We start from the raw sequence: 18,705 nt of genomic DNA on the forward strand, positions 1-18,705 counted from the left end.
CATGGACAACGAGCAGAAACTTCGCGACTACCTCAAGCGGGCAACGGTCGACCTGCGGGAGAGCCGTCAGCGGGTGCAGGATCTGGAGGAGCGCGCACACGAGCCGATCGCGATCGTCGGCATGGCATGCCGGCTCCCGGGCGGCATCGCCTCCCCGGACGACCTGTGGGAGCTGCTGAGCGCCGAACGTGACGCGGTCGGTCCCTTCCCGGAAGGCCGCGGCTGGGACCTGGAGAACCTGTATCACCCGGACCCCGACCACCTGGGGACCTCGTACGCCCGCGAAGGCGGCTTCCTGTACGAGGCGGACCGGTTCGACGCCGAGTTCTTCGGCATCAGTCCTCGTGAGGCGGCGGCGATGGATCCCCAGCAGCGGTTGCTGCTGGAGACGGGCTGGGAAGCCTTCGAACACGCCGGCATCGCCCCGACAACGCTGAAGGGCACCCGTACCGGGGTGTACATGGGCGTCATGTACGACGACTACGGCTCCCGGATCCCGCATGCGCCCGAGGGCTTCGAGGGCTACCTGCTGACCGGAAGCGCGGGCAGCGTCGCGTCGGGTCGTCTGTCCTACACATTCGGCCTGGAGGGGCCGGCGGTGACGGTCGACACCGCGTGTTCCTCCTCGCTCGTCGCGCTTCATCTCGCCGCTCAGTCACTGCGCCAGGGGGAGTGCTCGATGGCACTCGCCGGTGGCGTGACGGTGATGGCGACGCCGGGCACATTCGTGGAGTTCTCCCGGCAGCGCGGGCTGTCCTCGGACGGGCGGTGCAAGGCGTTCTCGTCCTCGGCGGACGGTACGGGCTGGGCCGAGGGCGTGGGCGTGCTGGTGCTGGAGCGGCTGTCGGACGCGGAGCGCAACGGGCACCGGGTGCTGGCGGTGCTCCGTGGCTCCGCGGTGAACCAGGACGGTGCGAGCAGCCAGCTGACCGCGCCGAACGGGCCTTCGCAGGAGCGGGTCATCCGCGCCGCGTTGGCCAACGCCCGTCTGTCGGCGTCCGAGGTGGATGCCGTGGAGGCACACGGCACGGGTACACGGCTGGGTGATCCGATCGAGGCGCAGGCGCTGTTGTCCGCTTATGGCCAGGCCCGGGGGGACGACAACCCGTTGTGGTTGGGTTCCGTCAAGTCGAACATTGGTCACACGCAGGCCGCGGCGGGTGTCGCGGGCGTGATCAAGATGGTCATGGCGATGCGTAAGGGGGTCATGCCCGCGTCCCTGCACGTGGATGAGCCGACCCCCGAGGTCGACTGGTCGGCGGGCACGTTGAAGCTGCTGACGCAGGCTCAGCAGTGGCCGGAGCTCGATCGTCCGCGTCGGACGGGTGTGTCGTCCTTCGGGATCAGTGGGACCAACGCTCACGTGATTCTCGAAGAGGCGCCGCGCGACCGTGCCGTCGCCCCGGTGACAGGACCGGATGCCGCTGTACGTGAGTCGGGCCCGGCGACGCTGCCGGCGCCGTGGCTGCTCTCGGCCAAGTCGGAGACCGCGCTGCAAGCACAGGCGAGCCGGCTGCTGGCCTGGCTGGCCGACCACCCAGAAGTCGATGACGCCGAGGTCGCTGCCGTCCTGAGCACCGCGCGCGCTCAGCTGGGCCGACGCGGCGCGGTGCTCGGCGCCGACCGGGCCGGTCTGCTCGCGGGCCTCACAGCCCTGGCCGCGGGTTCGGCGTCCCCACACGTGGTGTCGGGTGCCGCCACCGCGGGCGAGACGGCCTTCCTGTTCACCGGTCAGGGCGCGCAACGGCTCGGTATGGGCGCAGGGCTGGCTGCCGCGTTCCCTGTGTTCGCCGCCGCCCTCGACGAGGTGTGCGCGGAATTCGACGCCCTGCTGGGGGTATCGCTGCGCGAGGTCATGTCCGGCGAGACCGGTGGTGCCGGGAACAGCGCCGTCGACTCCGACGGCATGGCCCTGCTCGACCGGACGGAATTCACGCAGCCAGCGCTGTTCGCGTTCGAGGTGGCGCTGTACCGCCTCCTGGAGTCGTTCGGCGTGACTCCGGACGTGGTGGTCGGGCACTCGATCGGTGAGCTGGCCGCGGCGCATGTGGCCGGAGTGTGGTCGCTGGCCGACGCGTGTCGGCTCGTCGCCGCCCGCGGCCGACTGATGGGCGCGCTGCCGACCGATGGAGCGATGCTCGCCGCCGCGGTGTCGGAGGAGCGGGCGCTGGAACTGCTCGCGGCCGGGACGGTCTCGTTGGCGGCCGTGAACGCGGCTGCGGCGGTGGTGTTCTCGGGAGAGACGGCGGCGATCGCCGCACTGGAGGACCGGCTGGCGGGCGAGGGCGTGAAGACGACCCGCCTGACGGTCAGTCACGCCTTCCACTCGGCGTTGATGGAGCCGATGCTTGCCGAGTACGAGCGGGTCGCCGGATCGGTGACGTACCGGACGCCACGCTTGGGCGTGTGCTCCACGGTGTCCGGCGCGCCGGTCGGTCCCGAACTGCTGACACCGCAGTACTGGGTGCGGCAGGTGCGCGAGGCCGTGCGATTCGCCCCGGCGGTGCAGTCACTCGTCGACGTGGGCGTGCGACGGTTCGTCGAGGTGGGTCCGGACGCGGTGCTGGCGGCGATGACCCGCCAGACACTGAGCGACGAGGTGGCGTCCCGCTCGCTGGTCGCGGCGGGGGCACGGCGCGGCGTCGACGAGGTCGACCAGTTCCTGCGGTTGCTCGCCGCCGCCCACTGCTCGGGGCTGCCCGTCGACTGGGCGCCGCTCTCACCGGGAGGATCGGTCTCCCACCTCGACCTGCCCGTCTACGCTTTCCAGCATCGCCGCTACTGGGTGCGGCCCGACGACGATGCGCTCGGTGACATGGGCCGCGCTGGTCTCTGCGCGCTCGACCATCCGATGCTGCGCGTCGCCGCGCCGCTCGCCGGGCGCGACGAGTGGCTGTTCAGCGGCAGGCTCTCCACCGCCGACCAGCCGTGGATCGCCGACCACACGGCCTTCGGAACGGTGCTGCTGCCCGGCACCGGGTTCGTGGATCTCGCGTTGGCCGCGGGCAGCCGCCTGGAACTGCCCGTCTTGGACGAACTCGTCCTGGCCACGCCGCTTCTGTTCGACGGTTCCGCTGCCGTGGACGTGCAGGTCTCGGTGACCGAGCCCGACCACGAGGGCCGCCGACGCCTGTCGATCCACTCGCGTGCCGTCAGCGGCGGCGCGGGCTCCGACCCGGGCCAGCCGGACTGGGCGCTGCACGCCACCGGCACCCTCGCCCCCGCCGACGGCGGGACGCCGGCCTGGACCGACCCCGAGTGGCCGCCGGCCGACGGTACGCCGATCGACGGGACACGTCTGTACGACCGGCTCGCCGACCTGGGCTTCGGCTACGGCCCGAGCTTCCAGAACGCGCGCGCAGCCTGGACCAGTGGTGACGACGTGTTCGCCGAGGTGACCCTGGACGAGGCGACAGCCGGCCGGACGGCGGCCTTCGGGGTGCATCCGGCGCTGCTGGACGCGACCTTCCACGCCGCCATCGACGTGCTTGCCGAGGACCTCCCCGACGGCAGGTTGCCCCTTCCGTTCTCCTTCAACGGCGTCCGTGTGTTCCGGCACGGCGCCACCGCGGTCCGCGCCCGCATCATCCGTTCGGGTTCCGAGAAGGTGCGCATCGACGCCTGCGACGCCACCGGCGCCGCGGTGCTGTCGATCGACGCCGTGCTCGCCCGCCCCGCGGACGCGACCGCTCTCGCCGGTGCCCGCAGCCCGCTCTACGCCGTCGACTGGACGCCGGTGACGGCGCCCGCGGTGCCGGACCGGCAACTGGTCGCACTGGGGCGGCCCGTCGAGGGCTGCGGCGAGACGTTCGAGGATGTCGCGGCGTTCGCGGCCGGCGGGGGCCGCGCAGGCGCGGCTGTCGTCTGGTCGCCCGAGACGGCACCGGCGGACGGTGACGACGTCCCCGCGACGATCCGCACCGCCGTGCACAACGCCCTCGCGGTGCTGCGCGACTGGCTCACCGAACCGGGCTGCGCCGACTCGACGCTGATCGTGCTGACCCGCAAGGGAGCAGGCCTGCCCGGTGAGACGCCGGACCCCGCGGCAGCGGCCGTCCGCGGCCTGGTGCGCAGTGCGCAATCGGAACATCCGGGCCGCATCGTGCAGGTCGACCTCGACGACGACCCTGCGGACCCGCACCAGCGGATCGCCGCCGCAGCCGCCACGGACGAACCGCAGCTCGCGGTCCGCGGCGGCGCCACGCTGGCACCGCGGCTGATCCGTGCGACCACCCTCGAACCGACCGGTGGGCACTTCGGCGATGGCACGGTCCTGATCACCGGCGGCGCGGGCGGACTGGGCGCCGTCACCGCACGCCACCTGGTCACCCGGCACGGGGTGCGCAGCCTGTTGCTCGTCTCGCGCCGCGGCTCGTCCGCGCCGGGTGTCGAGGAGCTGGTCACCGAGCTGACCACGCTGGGCGCCGACGTACGCGTCGCCGCGTGCGATGTCAGCGATCGCGCCGCGGTCGCGGCGCTGCTCCGATCCGTACCGGCGCAGCAACCGGTGACCGCCGTCGTGCACACCGCGGGCGTGGTCGACGACGGCACCATCGAAACCCTCACCGCCGAGCAGGTGGATCGGGTGCTCGCCCCGAAAGTCGATGCCGCCTGGCATCTGCACGAGCTGACCCGCGACCTGGATCTGTCGGCGTTCGTGCTGTTCTCCTCCGCCGGGCCGCTGCTCGGCGGGCAGGGCCAGGGCAACTACGCGGCCGCGAACGCGGCGCTGGACGCGCTCGCCCAGGCGCGCCGCGGCGCCGGTCTGCCCGCGCACTCGCTGGCCTGGGGGCTGTGGAAGCGCGGCATGGCCGCGGCGTTGAACGACCCGGGTGCCGAATATCTGGTGCGGCAGATCCGCACGCGTCTCGGTCTGTCCCCGATCGAGCCGGACACGGGCATGCAGATGTTCGACAGCGCGTTGACCACCGGTGAACCGATGCTGATGACCGCGCTGCTCGACACGCCCGCCCTCACCGCGCTGGGCCGGCTCGGCACGCTGCCCGCGCTGCTGCGCGGCCTGATCCACGTACCGCCGCGCGGCCGGATCGCCGACAGCCCGCTGCGCCAACGGCTGCTCGACGCCCCCGCCGATCAGTGGGAGGCCCTGATCCGCAATGAGGTCCGCGCGATCGCCGCCGCGGTCCTCGGCCACGAGTCGGCGGACGCCATCGACCCCGAAACGCCGTTCACGGCACTGGGCTTCGACTCGCTCGGCGGAGTCGAGTTCCGCAACCGGGTGACCGCCGCCACGGGTGTTCAGCTTCCGTCCACGCTCGTGTTCGACTATCCGACCGCCGCCGCCGTCGCGGGCTTCCTGCGAACCCGGGTGGACGGTTCGGAGCCGACGCGCCCGCGCCCCGCCCCGACCGGCGCCAGAGGCAGGGGCAGGGCCGACGAGCCGATCGCGATCGTCGGCATGAGCTGCCGGTATCCCGGCGGAGTCGAGAATCCCGACCAGCTCTGGGACCTGGTCGCCGGGCGGGTCGACGCGATCACCCCGGTCCCGGGCGACCGCGGCTGGGACCTCGACCACCTGTACGACACCGACCCTGGCAAACCCGGCAAGATGTACACCCGCGAAGGCGGATTCCTGCATGCCGCAGGTGATTTCGATGCCGCCTTCTTCGGGATCGGGCCCCGCGAGGCAGCGGCGATGGACCCGCAGCAGCGGTTGATGCTGGAGGCGTCCTGGGAAGCGCTCGAAGACGCCGGTATCGATCCGACCTCACTGCGGGGCAGCGACACCGGGATGTACGCGGGCGTCATGTACCAGGACTACGGCTACTTGGCGCGCGATGCCGCCGACGGTGCCGCGGAAGGCTATCTGGCGACCGGAGCGGCCGGCAGCGTCGTCTCCGGACGGGTGTCCTACGCCCTCGGTCTTGAAGGACCGGCGGTGACGGTGGACACGGCCTGCTCGTCGTCGCTGGTGGCCCTGCATCTGGCGGTGCAGGCACTGCGCGCCGGGGAGACGTCGCTGGTCCTGGTCGGCGGGGTGACGGTCATGTCGACCCCGCTGCTGTTCGTGGAGTTCTCCCGGCAGCGGGCGCTGTCACCGGACGGGCGCTGCAAGGCGTTCTCGAGTGCTGCGGACGGTGTCTCGTGGGCCGAGGGCGTCGGCATGCTCGCCCTCGAGCGGTTGTCCGACGCGCAGCGCAACGGGCGCCCGGTGCTGGCCGTGATCCGCGGCAGCGCAATCAACCAGGACGGTGCGAGCAACGGCCTGACCGCACCGAACGGTCCGTCCCAGGAGCGGGTGATCGCGCAGGCACTGGTCAACGCGGGGGTGTCCGCGGCCGACGTGGACGCAGTGGAGGCGCACGGCACCGGCACCACGCTGGGTGACCCGATCGAGGCGCAGGCACTGATCAACGCCTACGGACAGGAGCGCGCCGAGCCGCTGCGGATCGGGTCATTGAAGTCGAACATCGGTCACACGCAGGCGGCTGCCGGTGTCGGCGGTGTGATCAAGATGGTGCAGGCGCTGCGGCACGAGGAGTTGCCGTCCACCCTGCATGTCGACGCACCGTCGCCGCACGTGGAGTGGTCGGCGGGCGCGGTACGGATCCTGACGGAGGCCGAGCCGTGGCCGGTCGGGGAGCGTCCGCGCCGGGCAGGAGTGTCGTCCTTCGGGATCAGTGGGACCAACGCGCACGTCATCCTTGAAGAGGCGCCCGCGGTCGCGCCGCGGCCGGTCGATCCACCGCGCCCGGCGGCCCTGCCGCTGCTGCTGTCCGCGCGGACGACTGCCGCGCTGCGGACCCAGGCGCGCCGTCTGCACGACACGCTGCGCGAACGTCCGGAGCTCGATCTGACCGACGTCGCGGCGACGCTCGCGCTGCACCGCGCGCAGCTGGAGCAACGCGCAGCCGTCGTGGGTTCGGACCGGGAGACGCTGCTGGCGGCCTTGGCACGCCTGGCAGCCGACGAGCCAGGACCGGGCATCGCCGACGGCGCCGGCCGGGCGGGCACGACAGCGTTCCTGTTCACCGGTCAGGGCGCGCAGCGGACTGGGATGGGCGCTGGACTGTACCGGGCGTTCCCGACCTTCGCCGCCGCGCTCGACGAGGTGTGCGCCGAATTCGACGCGCGCCTGGGGATTCCGCTCCGGGACGTCATGTTCGGCATGCGGCGCACCGGCATCGGGCAGGACGCGAGTGAGCTCGACGCGCCGGCCGCTGCGAGCGGCGCGACGGACGAGACCCTGCTGGACCGCACCGAGTACGCCCAGCCCGCGTTGTTCGCGTTCGAGGTGGCGATGTATCGCCTTGTCGAGTCGTTGGGCGTGACGCCCGACGTGATGGCCGGGCATTCGATCGGCGAGCTGGCCGCGGCGTACGTGGCCGGTGTGTGGTCGTTGTCGGACGCGTGCAGACTCGTCGCGGCCCGGGGAAGATTGATGGGGGCGCTGCCGACGGGTGGGAGCATGCTCGCCGCCGCGGTGCCGGAGCGGCGGGCCGTGGAGCTGCTGGCGGCGGATCATGCCGATCCGGCGGCCGGCCCACTCTCGCTGGCCGCTGTGAACGCTCCCGACTCGGTGGTCTTCTCCGGAGACACCGAGGCGATATCGGCGCTCGAGTCGAGGCTGGTGGCCGAGGGCGTCAAGACCAACAGGCTGCGGGTGAGCCACGCGTTCCACTCCGCTTTGATGGATCCGATGTTGAGCGAGTTCGCGGAGATCGCCGCGGGCCTGACCTATCACGAGCCACGCATACCTTTGTGCTCCACGGTCTCCGGCGCACTCGCCGGAGACTCGATGGGCACACCCGAGTACTGGGTGCGGCAGGTGCGCGAGGCAGTGCGCTTCGCCCCGGCGGTGCGGTCACTGCTCGATTCGGGGGTGCGCCTCTTTGTCGAGCTGGGCCCGGACGCGGTGCTGACGACCATGACCCGCGCCACTGTGCCGACAGACCTCGCCGCGCACGCATCGGTGGTCGCGGGATCCCGTCGCACGGTCGCCGAACCCGAGCAGCTGGCTGCCGCGCTGGCAACCGCGCACTGCGCGGGCCGGCCGGTGCGGTGGGCGGCCTACTTCGGCGCTCGGCCGCAGGCGCGGATCACCTTGCCCACCTATGCCTTCCAGCACGAACGATTCTGGCTGCTGCCCGCGGAGACCGCCGCGCCGCTCGCCGGCGCCGACGCGGTCGACCATCCGTTGCTGCACGCCCAGGTGCAGCTGGCCGGCAAGGACGAGTGGCTGTTCACCGGCAGGCTCTCGCTGCGCACGCACCCATGGCTCGCCGACCACGCCGTCTTCGGCACGGTCCTGGTGCCGGGTACGGGATTTGTGGAACTGGCGCTGGCCGCTGGTGCCCGGCTCGGCATGCCGCGCCTGGCGGAACTGGTGCTCGCGGCGCCGCTGAGTCTCACGCCCGATGGTGGCGCGGACCTTCAGCTCGCTGTGGGTGAACCCGCCGCCGACGGACACCGGACTGTGGCCATCCACACCCGCGCCGGCGACGCCTGGGTGCTGCATGCCCGTGGCCGGCTCACGCCCGCCGCGCCGGTCGCGGCGCCGGGCTGGTCCGAGGTGTGGCCTCCGGTTGCGGGCGATCGGGTCGACGGGCAGCAGGTGTACGGCGCGCTCGGCGACCTCGGCTTCGGGTACGGACCGGTGTTCCAGGGCGTGCGTGCCGTGTGGTCGCGTGGGGAGGAAGTGTTCGCCGACCTGGCGCTCGACACCGATACCGCAGCGCGCGCCACCGCCTTCGGACTGCATCCGGCACTGCTGGACGCGGTGTTCCACGCGGTTGTCGACCCGCTCGACGAGGGCGGGTCCGACGGCCGGGTGTCACTGCCTTTCGCCTTCGACGGCGTCCAGCTGGCACAGTCCGGCGTAGGTGCCCTGCGCGTCCGCATCGCCCGCATCGCACCGGACACCTGGTGCGTGGAAGCGGTCGACGCGGCCGGTGCCCTCGTGCTGAGCATGGAGTCGGTGCGGGCCCGCCCTGTCGAGCGGCGGGAGCTGGCCCGACTGCGCGGTGCGGCACCGCTGTTCGACCTCGAGTGGGTCGCCGTGTCTGCCGCCCCCGAGGCGGACGCCGGACGCATCGTCGTACTCGGCGACCCGACGACCATCGAGGCCTCCGAGCCTCCGACGTGCCGTGTCGATCTCGCGGAACTCGCCGGACTGCGGGATGTTCCCGACACGGTGGTGTGGACGGCGCCCCGCGGAACCGGCGCCGGCGCGGTCGACGTACACGCCGGGGTGCTGACGGCGCTCGCGCTGCTGCAGGACTGGATAGGCGCCGAACGCCCAGGCCGGCTCGCGATCGTGACGCACACGGCCGCCGGCCTGCCCGGCGAGGAACCCGATCTGGTCGGAGCCGCCGTGGCGGGCCTGGTGCGCAGCGCACAGTCCGAGCACCCGGGCCGGTTCCTGCTCATCGACCACGACGGCGACGCCCTGCCGATCAAGTCGCTCGCCGATGCCGTGGCCCAGGACGAACCGCACGTGGCCGTTCGCCAGGGCCGGCTGCTGGCACCGCGACTTCAGCAGCTGCCCGCCACCGAACCGCGCGTGCCCCTGTCGTTCGACCACGGCACGGTGCTCATCACCGGCGGCACGGGCGGGATCGGCGCGATCGTCGCCCGGCACCTGGTCGCAGCGTACGGCGCACGACGACTGATGCTGACTTCGCGGCGCGGTGCCGCCGCGGACGGCGCCGCCGAACTGGTCGCGGAGCTGGCCGAACTCGGCGCCCACGTCCGGGTCGTGGCGTGCGACGTCAGCGAACGGGCCGCCGTCGAAGCCCTGTTGGCCGACATCGGCACCGAGGCCCCGCTGACCGCCGTCATCCACGCGGCGGGCGTTCTGGACGACGGCACGATCGACACCCTCACCACCGCGCAGACGACGCGGGTGCTGACACCGAAGGTCGATGGGGCACTGCACCTGCACGAGCTGACCCGCGACCTGGATCTGTCGGCGTTCGTGCTGTTCTCCTCCGCGGCGCCGTTGCTCGGCGGACAAGGACAGGGCAACTACGCCGCCGCGAACAGCGTGCTGGACGCGCTGGCACGTGTACGGAGGAGGGCGGGCCTGCCCGCGCACTCGCTGGCCTGGGGACTGTGGACCGTCGGCATGGCGGGGATGCTCAGCGGGGATGGCGCCGAGCAGTACGCCCGCCAGATCCGGGCCAGGCTGGGCCTGGTCCCGATCGATGCGGAGTCCGGGATGGCGCTGCTCGACCACGCACTCGCGACCGAGCGGGCGACACCGATGACGGCACTGCTGGACACGGCGGCGCTCACCGACCTGGCGCGCGGCGGCACCCTGCCCGCGGTACTGCGCGGCATGATCCGGGTTCCCCAGGCCGCCGCGACTGCCGATGTCGGCCTGGCGCAGCAGTTGGCCGCACTACCCTGCGCCGACCGCGACGGTGTGATCCTGCGGGAGGTGCGCAACGTGGCCTCCGCGGTCCTCGGCCACCTGTCCGGCGACGCGATCGACCCGCACGCGCCGTTCACCGAGCTCGGTTTCGACTCCCTCGGGGCCGTCGAATTCCGGAACCGGCTCGCACAGCTGACCGGGTTGACGCTGCCGTCGACGCTGATCTTCGACCACCCGACCGCCGCCGATGTGGCGAAACTGGTGCGATCGCGGATCGAGGAATCCGACAACGGCGTGGGCGAGCAGGCACCGGCCGGTGTGCGCGGCACGATCACCGACCTGGTGTCGGCGGCGCACCGCAGGGGTGAACTGGCAGAGGCGATGCCCCTGCTGATCGCGAGTTCGGCTCTGATGACCACGTACTCCGCCGACGAGGCCGCCGCGCGGCGCCCGGCTGCGCAGCTTCTGGCGCGCGGCGCCGCGGCACCGGCACTGATCTGCATCCCCTCGTTCCTGGCGGGATCGGGCCCGCACCAGTTCGCCCGCCTGGCTCGCGAGCTGGGCGGCGAGCGGCAGGTCAGTGCGTTGCGGCTGCCCGGCATGCGCGCAGGCGACGACCTGCCGGCGACGTGGGCGGCGGTGATCGGGAGCCTCGCCGCGGCCGTCGCATCCGAACTCGAGCGAGGCCCGGTGGCGCTCATCGGCTACTCGGCCGGTGGTGCGCTCGCCCATGCGGTCGCCCGGCGGCTCGAAGACGACGGCGGCGAACTCGCGGGCGTCGCGATGATCGACACCTACTCCCCGGAAGAGCACGAACTCAACCGTCTCGTGCTCACCGACGCGCTGGGGCAGATCCTGTCCCGGGACAACGCACTGACCCCCGTCGACGACCACAGCCTGGTCGCTCTGGGCGCCTACATGCAGATATATCCCGAGCGTGAGGCCAAGCCGATCGCCGCGCCGACGCTGAATCTGCGGGCCGATGTGACGCTGAGCAGCTTCGGAGACGTTGCCCCCGTCCCCGACTGGCAACACCGTGGCCTGATCGAGCACGTCGAGGCAGATCACTTCTCGATCATCGAGGAACAGGCGGCAGAGACCGCCGGGCACCTCCGGCGCTGGCTCGATTCACTCAGCGGCCATTGATGCCCGAACCGTCGGACTCGAGGAACGAGGCCACCTGACAGGCCTGGATGAGCCCGGCCGCCCGCCAGGCGTGTATGGGCGGGCGGCCGGGCATCGACGCCGTTCACGCGGTCCGCCGCTGCTTGGGGCGGGGCCAGTCTCGATGGTCAGGTAATCGGCTCTGTCGGCAATCTTGTGACGTCACCTGCCCTGTCTGGGCATCTACCGGGTGTGCGGTTCAGGGGGTTTGGAACGGTTGCTACCGCATTTAGCCGGTGTGGTGGTCGAGTCGATCGAGCTGCGGCCGGAACGGTCACGTTCTGCGCTCACTCCGCCGTGCCGACGGCGAGGTGCCCAAGATGCGGGGTGGTGCCGTGGCGTGTCCACGGCCGGTACGCGCGCCGGCTCGCTGACGCGCCCGTCGGCGGAGCCCCGGTGGTGGTCGAACTCATGGTGCGCTGGTTCAAGTGCCTCAATCCGCAGCGTCCGGCGGTGACGTCCGCCGAGCAGATCGAGGGGCTGACCAGCCCGCAGACGCCTGGCACCTGCTGCGCAACCTCGCCGAAGCTGTGGAGAAGCCGGTCGGCGCCCATCACCGGTGCATCCGCGCGGCGTTCATGACATCCCCGGCCGTCACGGAGTCCGCCACGGCTCCCAAGGGGACGGTGGCGCCCCCGCCGGCAGGGATGCCATTCGTCCCGCCGGACGGCACCCGGGACGTCCTCGGGCACCCGAGGCGGCTGGTGGCCCGCACCACCCAGTGGTACACGGCGGTGCGGCAACTCCTGTTCGCGGGCGAGTCCCTGGCCGCGATCGGCCGTCAACTGCGGCCGTACCACTCGACCGTACGGCGCTTAGCCCGCGCCCGGAGTCTCGACGAACTGCTGGTCAAGGCCACCAACGGGGCATCGATCCTGGACGAACACGAGCCCTACCTGATGAAGTCGAGCAGCTGATGGGCGACCACCGGTCCGGCGCGACGACGTACACACGCTGCGACCGGGCACGGGCCTTCCACCCGTACAGCCTCGGCCGGTCCCTGGCGCGAGTGGGCGATCACCTCGGCGTCGACCACGCAACCGTGTCCCTGCCCGGGACGCCCACGGGTGACCCCGCGTCGAAGCAGGCGGAGCCCCGATGACCGCAGGCGTGCAGCCAGCTGGTCCGCAGGACACAGCGCGACAGCTCGCTCAAGGCAAAAAGTTCGCTCAGTCGCAACCTCCTCGAGGGTGAATCTCCTCAACTTGGAAATCCGTCAAAGGCACAAAACTATTCAGTCCGCAAATTCGGCAGAGGCATACAGTTCGCTCGTCCGCAACAGTGTCGGCGAGAAACTCTACGATTGACAGCGTTGTGCAGTTTGCTTATAGTCCTGTCGTCCAAGCTCCTGCCGATCGATATCCAAGGTGTTCATGACTGCGCCTCCCGCGCTGCCGAAGTTTAGGCAGCAGTTAATTCTTGCCGTTCTTATGGTGTGTTCGCTGGTGATCTGGCTGGACAACACCGTCCTCAGCATTCTCCTGGAGACCCTTGCCGATCCGGTCCGTGGGCTGGGCGCCAGCCCGGCCGAGCTGCAATGGGCCACAGGCGCATACACCCTGGTCTTCGCAACCCTGATGTTCACCGCCGGTGCGCTGGGCGACAGCTTCGGCCACCGGAATGTGCTCGCGATCGGCTTGGTGATCTTCGCCGGGGCCTCGATCTGGGCGGCGTACGCGGGCGATGCGGGCCAGCTGATTGCCGCGCGGGCCGCGATGGGCGTCGGCGCCGCACTGATCATGCCTGCCAACTTCGCCATCCTGTTGTGGACTTTCACCGGCCCCTCGCGGGCAACCGCAATCGCCATTTCTTCGACATCCACCGGTGTCGGAATGGCAGCGGGCCCGGTGCTGGCAGGACTCCTGCTCAGCCATTTCTGGTGGGGTTCGGTATTCCTCGTCAACGTTCCCATCATCGTCCTCGCACTGGCCGGAATCGTCCTGTTGGTCCCCAATTTTCGTAGCCCTACCGTGCGGTCGATGGACCCGGCCGGGATATTGCTGTCGATCACCGGACTCGCGGCGTTGACCTACGGCCTGATTCGCGCGGGGCAGGTGGACTCCTGGAGCCGCTCGGACGTCTGGGTGCCGGTCGCGGTCGGGCTTGTCCTGCTGACCGCTTTCGTGCTCGTCGAATTGCGGACCAGGGAACCCAGCTTCGACCCCCGGATGCTCGCGCAGCGTATGTTCGGTGGCGGCAACGCGGCCATGGGGCTGCTGCTCTTTTCCGTGGCTGCCATCACCTTCTACAACGCGTTCTATATGCAGGGTGCGTTGGGCTACTCGCCGATGGAGGCGGGCCTGGCCAATGTTCCGACCGCGGTCGGCGCTGTCGTAGGGGCACCGCTGGGCGCACGTCTGGTCGGCCGCTGGTCGCTGCGCCCCATCGCCGTGCCGGCCCTCACCGTGGCGGCGGTCAGTTTTGGCGCGGTCGCACTTCTCGATCTGAACACCCCGCTCATTTGGATCGAAATCCTGCTGCTGGTGCAGGGCCTTTCCGTCGGCATGGTGATGGCCCCGGTGACCGGAGCACTGATCAGCAGCCTGTCGCTGGAACGGTCCGGTGCCGGATCGGCCGTCACCAACACGGCGCGACAGGTCGGCAGTGTGATCGGGATTGCGGTGGGCGGCACGATCATGTCGATCACATATCGAGGCGCGATCGAACCCTCGCTGGGCGATGTCCCGGCGGCGCTACGGGACGACGCCCGGATTTCCGCAGAGCAGGCTCGGCATGTCGCTGCCACTCTCCACCAGCCCACTCTTGCGCGCGCTGCCGATCATGCGTTCATCCACGCCATGCACGTCGGCTCGGTCTGGATCATGCTCATCGCGCTCTTCGCGGCAGCCGTGCTGCTGATCGCCTTGCCCGCTGCCGGAAAGAAGAAGAGCCCGACACCCGAGCCGGAATACGAAGAGGTCCGCAGCTCCGAGCCTCGCTCCACCGCGTGACGGGCTGTTCGCGGACGGGGAATGGGAAGAGGTGCCTGCTGACGTGGAAGGGTGGGAACTCCCACGTTTCCACCACGCTCGATCGACAAGGCGCCTCTGAACGAAGTGGAAGTGTCGCGCAGATCCGCGGAACCACTTGGCGCATTCGCTGAACCCGACCTGGTCGGTATACGAACCAGTGGAATGTGTGACACGCCGTTCGGCCGGCCGGTCATGGATTCCGCCAAGGGCCATGATGCCCTCCCCGCGCCCTCGATCGCTCGTTGGTGACTACAGGAAGAGGGCGATGAACGCCAGCTGCCCACCGTCCGTCCGCGGGGCGGGCGGTGGGCCTGGTAGCAGCGGCAAGCTTCACCAAGTAAGTGAAGGCTTATCTTTCAGGAAATTCTGACCGTATGGTGCGGATCGAATCGAAGGAGCCCCCTGTTGTCGAGTGCGAATGATCCCGCTGTGCGTGCGGTCGAATCCGAGCAGAACTACGTGTCCTCCTTGTACGAGTTGCTCACCGAGCGGATTTCCGAGGCGAGAGCAAACCGGGCGAGTGTGCTGAAGGCCCCGACGGAGAGCGCCGGTGAGGCATACGAGAGAGAAATGGCCGCTGAGCGTCTGGCCAAGGAAATCAGTCGGCTGGAGGGCGCTGAGAAGGGGCTGGTCTTCGGGCGCATCGACTGGACGGACGGCACGGCCCTGCGCATCGGGCGTATAGGACTGCATACGGAGGAGGATGACCTGCCTCTGCTCGTGGACTGGCGCGCGAACGCGGCGCGGCCCTTCTACGAGGCGACCCCGGTCCACCCCATGGACCTGCGGCGGCGACGGCACCTGCGCCTGGAGGAGCGCACGGTCATCTCGGTGAGCGACGAACTGCTGGACGGGACCGCCCCGACCGACGAGGACGTCGTGGGGGACGGGCCGTTGACCGAGGCTCTGTCGGCACGGCGTACGGGCAGGATGCACGCGGCCGTCGCGACGCTGCAGTCGGAGCAGGACGAGATCGTCCGCTCTGCCCACCGCGGGGTGACCGTGGTGCAGGGCGGGCCCGGCACGGGCAAGACGGTGGTCGCACTCCACCGGGCGGCCTATGTCCTGTACGCGTTCCCGCGCGCCGCGGAGGAGGGTGTCCTGGTGGTGGGCCCGAACGCCCGGTTCCTCGACTACATCTCCCAGGTCCTTCCCTCGCTCGGAGAGAACGACGTCGATCTGGCGACCTGCCAGGAACTGGCCGGAGTGGCCACGGACACGGCGGACCCGTTCGATACGGCGCGTCTCAAGGGCGGCGCGGACCTAGCCGAAGCCTTGGCCGGCCTGTTGCGCGTCCACCAAGCCCCCGCCGGTGACTTCACCGTGCGGGTCGGACAGGAACTGGTCCACCTGTCCGGCGAGGAAGTCGCCATGGCACGCGACGCCGCGCTGGCGGCTGCACAGGGTCACAACCCCGCGCGCCAGGTGTTCAAAGAGCTCTTGGTCGATGCCGTCACCGACGCGATGCAACGAGACATGGGCGACCTCCTGGAGCAGATCGACGCCGATGCCGAAAGGATGACCGGCATCAACCTCGACCGGTTCACAGGAGCCGCCCAGCGCCGTGTCGAAGGCGCCGCCGACCCCGGTCCTGTCCACGAGCTGGACCTGGACGCCATCCGAGCCGATCTCCTCGATGACGACGGCGTCGACCAGGCGATCGAGAAGTTGTGGCCGCGGCTGGTACCCGGTGACCTCGTGAAAGCGCTGCTGACGGACGCCGGTGCTCTCGCCGAGCAATTGCCCCGCCTGACCGCGCAGGAGCGGTCCCTCCTGCTGCGCGGCCCGGACGGCGCGTGGACCGACGCCGATGTGCCGTTGCTGGACGAGGCGGCGAGCCTGGTCGACGGCCCTCCCGCGCGGACGTATGGGCACGTCGTCGTCGACGAGGCGCAGGAACTGACCGCCATGCAGTGGCGGATGATTGTCCGCCGCTGCCCGGCAAGGGCGATGACGCTGGTGGGTGACTTCGCCCAGGCAGGCCCGGTCGCGACAGCACGCGACTGGAAGGAGGCGCTGAGCCCCCACGTCGGACCGCGGTTCAAACTGCACAACCTGACCGTCAGCTACCGGACCACGCAGGAGATCCTGGAGAGCGTGCGGGGCCTGCTCACGCGGATCGCTCCGGACCAGAAGCCCACGCGGTCCTTGCGAAACGGTGAGAGCCCTCGCACCGTGACCACATCTCCGGACGAGTTGGTCACCGCCGTCGCCCAGGAACTTCACACCCAGAGCGCCGCGCACCCGGGCGAACTTCTGGGAGTGATCTGCGCGGACACCAGGGTGAGCGAGCTGATGGCCCAAGGCATCGCCCACCACGCACGCATCGTGCCGGCGTCCGAAGCACGCGGCCTGGAATTCGACGGGGTCGTCGTCATCAACCCCGGGGAAATCATCACGACCCGCCCCGGCGGGGAGAGGGACTTGTACGTGGCCCTGACTCGGGCCACCAAGCGCCTCTGCACCATCACCGTCCAGCCCGCCTGACGACGCGTCGCCCGCGTCGTCAGGCGGGGCCGGTTCGTCCTCCGGCTGCCGGATGCTTGCGGACGAACCGCTAGAAGACTCATGAAGATCTTGGGTTCTGGGCCCGCCGCGCGAGCGGCGGGCCCAGACTGCTTGTTGTGGCGATGGAATGGGTCGGCGAGACGGTAGGGCCCGGTGTGGGAGACCTGCCGGGAGTTGATCCCCGCGGGCAGTGTGTTCGCGTTCCTGGCCGAGCGTCGCGGTGCGTTGTTCCCGGCAGCGATGTTCGCGGACATTGTATCCCTCGGCGAATGGCGGCGGCCGAGCATGCCGCCGCAGATCCTGGCCGCCACGATCACGCTGCAGGCCGCCCTGTACGGGGTGTCGGAACTTCGAGACCGTCCAGGAACTGCGGTGCGACCTGCGATGGAAGGCCGCGTGCGGGCTGGGCCTGTACGACACCGCGTTCGACCCTTCTCTGCTGGCCTACTTCCGTCGTCGGCCGGCCCGCTCGGCCCGACCAGACCGCGTCTTCGAGGCGGTGCGGGAGATTGTGAAGGCCACCGGGGCGCTCAAGGGCAAGCACCAGCGGGCCCTGGACTCCACCGTGCTGGACGGCGCGGTGGCCACCCAAGACACCGTCACCCTGCTCATCGGCGCCGTCCGCGCGGTGACTCGTGAGGTTCCCGGGGCCGACCGGGTGGCTTCGGTGCAGTGCACGGCCCATGACTACACCGACCCGGGCAAACCGCGGATCGCCTGGAACGACGAGCAGGCCCGCGTCGATCTCGTCGATGCGCTCGTCGGCGACGCGCTGCGGCTGCTGGGCCACCTGCCTGAGCAGCAGCTGGGCGAGAGGGCCGCGAACGCGGTCGGCATCCTGGCCCTGATCGCCGGACAAGACGTCGAGCCGGCCGACGACTCGGACGGACGCGACGGGCGCTGGCGCATCACCCGGGGCACCGCCTACGACCGCGTCTCCACGATCCACCCGCCTCCCGGCACGTGCACAAGACCCGCAGCCACCAGCAGGACGGCTTCAAGGCCCACCGCGCCGTCGAGCCGGAGAACAGGGCTATACACCGCCGTCTCCCTGCGACCCGGCACCGGAACCGAGCACCACGAGGCCGCCGTCGGCATCGACCTGCTCGCCGGCGAGAACCAGCCGTTGGACGTCTTCGGTGACACCGCCTACTCCACCGGTGACGCCCGCCAGCACCTGCAGCATGGCTCCACACCCGCGCCGCCGCCCTTAACTGCGAACGCTGATCAACCTCGGACTCACCCGCAATAACGGCGCCTGGCACCTCACCCCAGTCACCACATAGCCAAAGGGGTCGCCCAGCCCTCCACCGGCAGTCCCCTGAGCAAGATCTTCATAAGTCTCCTACGATGTCTCCTCATCGAGCACGGTCTGGCGGCAGTTCTGCGTGGCGAAGGAGATGCCGACGGACTTGCCCGTCCCGGAGGTCGCCGTGAACATCACGGAGTCCATCCAGTCGGTCGCTCGCTGCCGCTCTCCTGCGTCGTCGCCGCGAAGAACAAGTGAAAGTCGAGCGCGGCGATCGGCGCCGACAGGCCGCACGCTCGGCCAACAGGATTGTCGGATTGAGCCCGGTATGAGTCCGTTAACGCCCCATCGTGCGGTGGTCCGTTCCGGGTGGACAGTTCCCGTGACTCCGTGCCATGCTCATCTATCAAGATCGAACGTTTCAGAACTGAATTAACATGAGTTAACGGGGTGTCAGTGATATGGGCGACGGAGGA

General features: G+C 70.3%; 5 protein-coding genes and 1 pseudogene. All 6 read left to right on the forward strand.

The window, feature by feature from the left end; genetic code table 11:
- Nucleotide 1 precedes the first annotated feature (1 nt).
- Nucleotides 2–11,482 (forward strand): SDR family NAD(P)-dependent oxidoreductase, encoded by an 11,481-nt coding sequence (locus ACGFT1_RS07420; protein WP_373908069.1) that lies wholly within the window; start codon nucleotides 2–4, stop codon nucleotides 11,480–11,482.
- Between the two features lie 315 nt (nucleotides 11,483–11,797).
- Nucleotides 11,798–12,082 (forward strand): transposase family protein, encoded by a 285-nt coding sequence (locus ACGFT1_RS07425; protein WP_373908070.1) that lies wholly within the window; start codon nucleotides 11,798–11,800, stop codon nucleotides 12,080–12,082.
- A 122-nt stretch (nucleotides 12,083–12,204) separates the two neighbouring features.
- Entirely contained in the window at nucleotides 12,205–12,417 is a 213-nt protein-coding gene (locus ACGFT1_RS07430) for a hypothetical protein (protein ID WP_373908071.1), read from the forward strand.
- A 456-nt stretch (nucleotides 12,418–12,873) separates the two neighbouring features.
- Nucleotides 12,874–14,451 carry an MFS transporter gene (locus tag ACGFT1_RS07435; RefSeq protein WP_373908072.1) on the forward strand — a complete coding sequence of 526 codons (1,578 nt, stop codon included), beginning with the start codon at nucleotides 12,874–12,876 and terminating at the stop codon, nucleotides 14,449–14,451.
- Nucleotides 14,452–14,931: 480 nt separating this feature from the next.
- Complete coding sequence (locus ACGFT1_RS07440) at nucleotides 14,932–16,959, forward strand: ATP-dependent DNA helicase (protein ID WP_373908238.1); 2,028 nt, start codon at nucleotides 14,932–14,934, stop codon at nucleotides 16,957–16,959.
- Nucleotides 16,960–17,133: 174 nt separating this feature from the next.
- Nucleotides 17,134–18,199 (forward strand): annotated as a pseudogene (locus ACGFT1_RS07445) (transposase); the annotation flags it as partial.
- Nucleotides 18,200–18,705: the final 506 nt, after the last annotated feature.

Origin of the sequence: Streptomyces sp. Y20 (genome assembly GCF_043195475.1) — a bacterium.
GTDB lineage: Bacteria > Actinomycetota > Actinomycetes > Streptomycetales > Streptomycetaceae > Streptomyces.

Bases quoted from the DNA above. Each gene is read 5' to 3' on its own strand.
- ACGFT1_RS07420 (WP_373908069.1), top strand. From the start codon at position 2: ATGGACAACGAGCAGAAACTTCGCGACTACCTCAAGCGGGCAACGGTC.
- ACGFT1_RS07435 (WP_373908072.1), top strand. From the start codon at position 12,874: ATGACTGCGCCTCCCGCGCTGCCGAAGTTTAGGCAGCAGTTAATTCTT.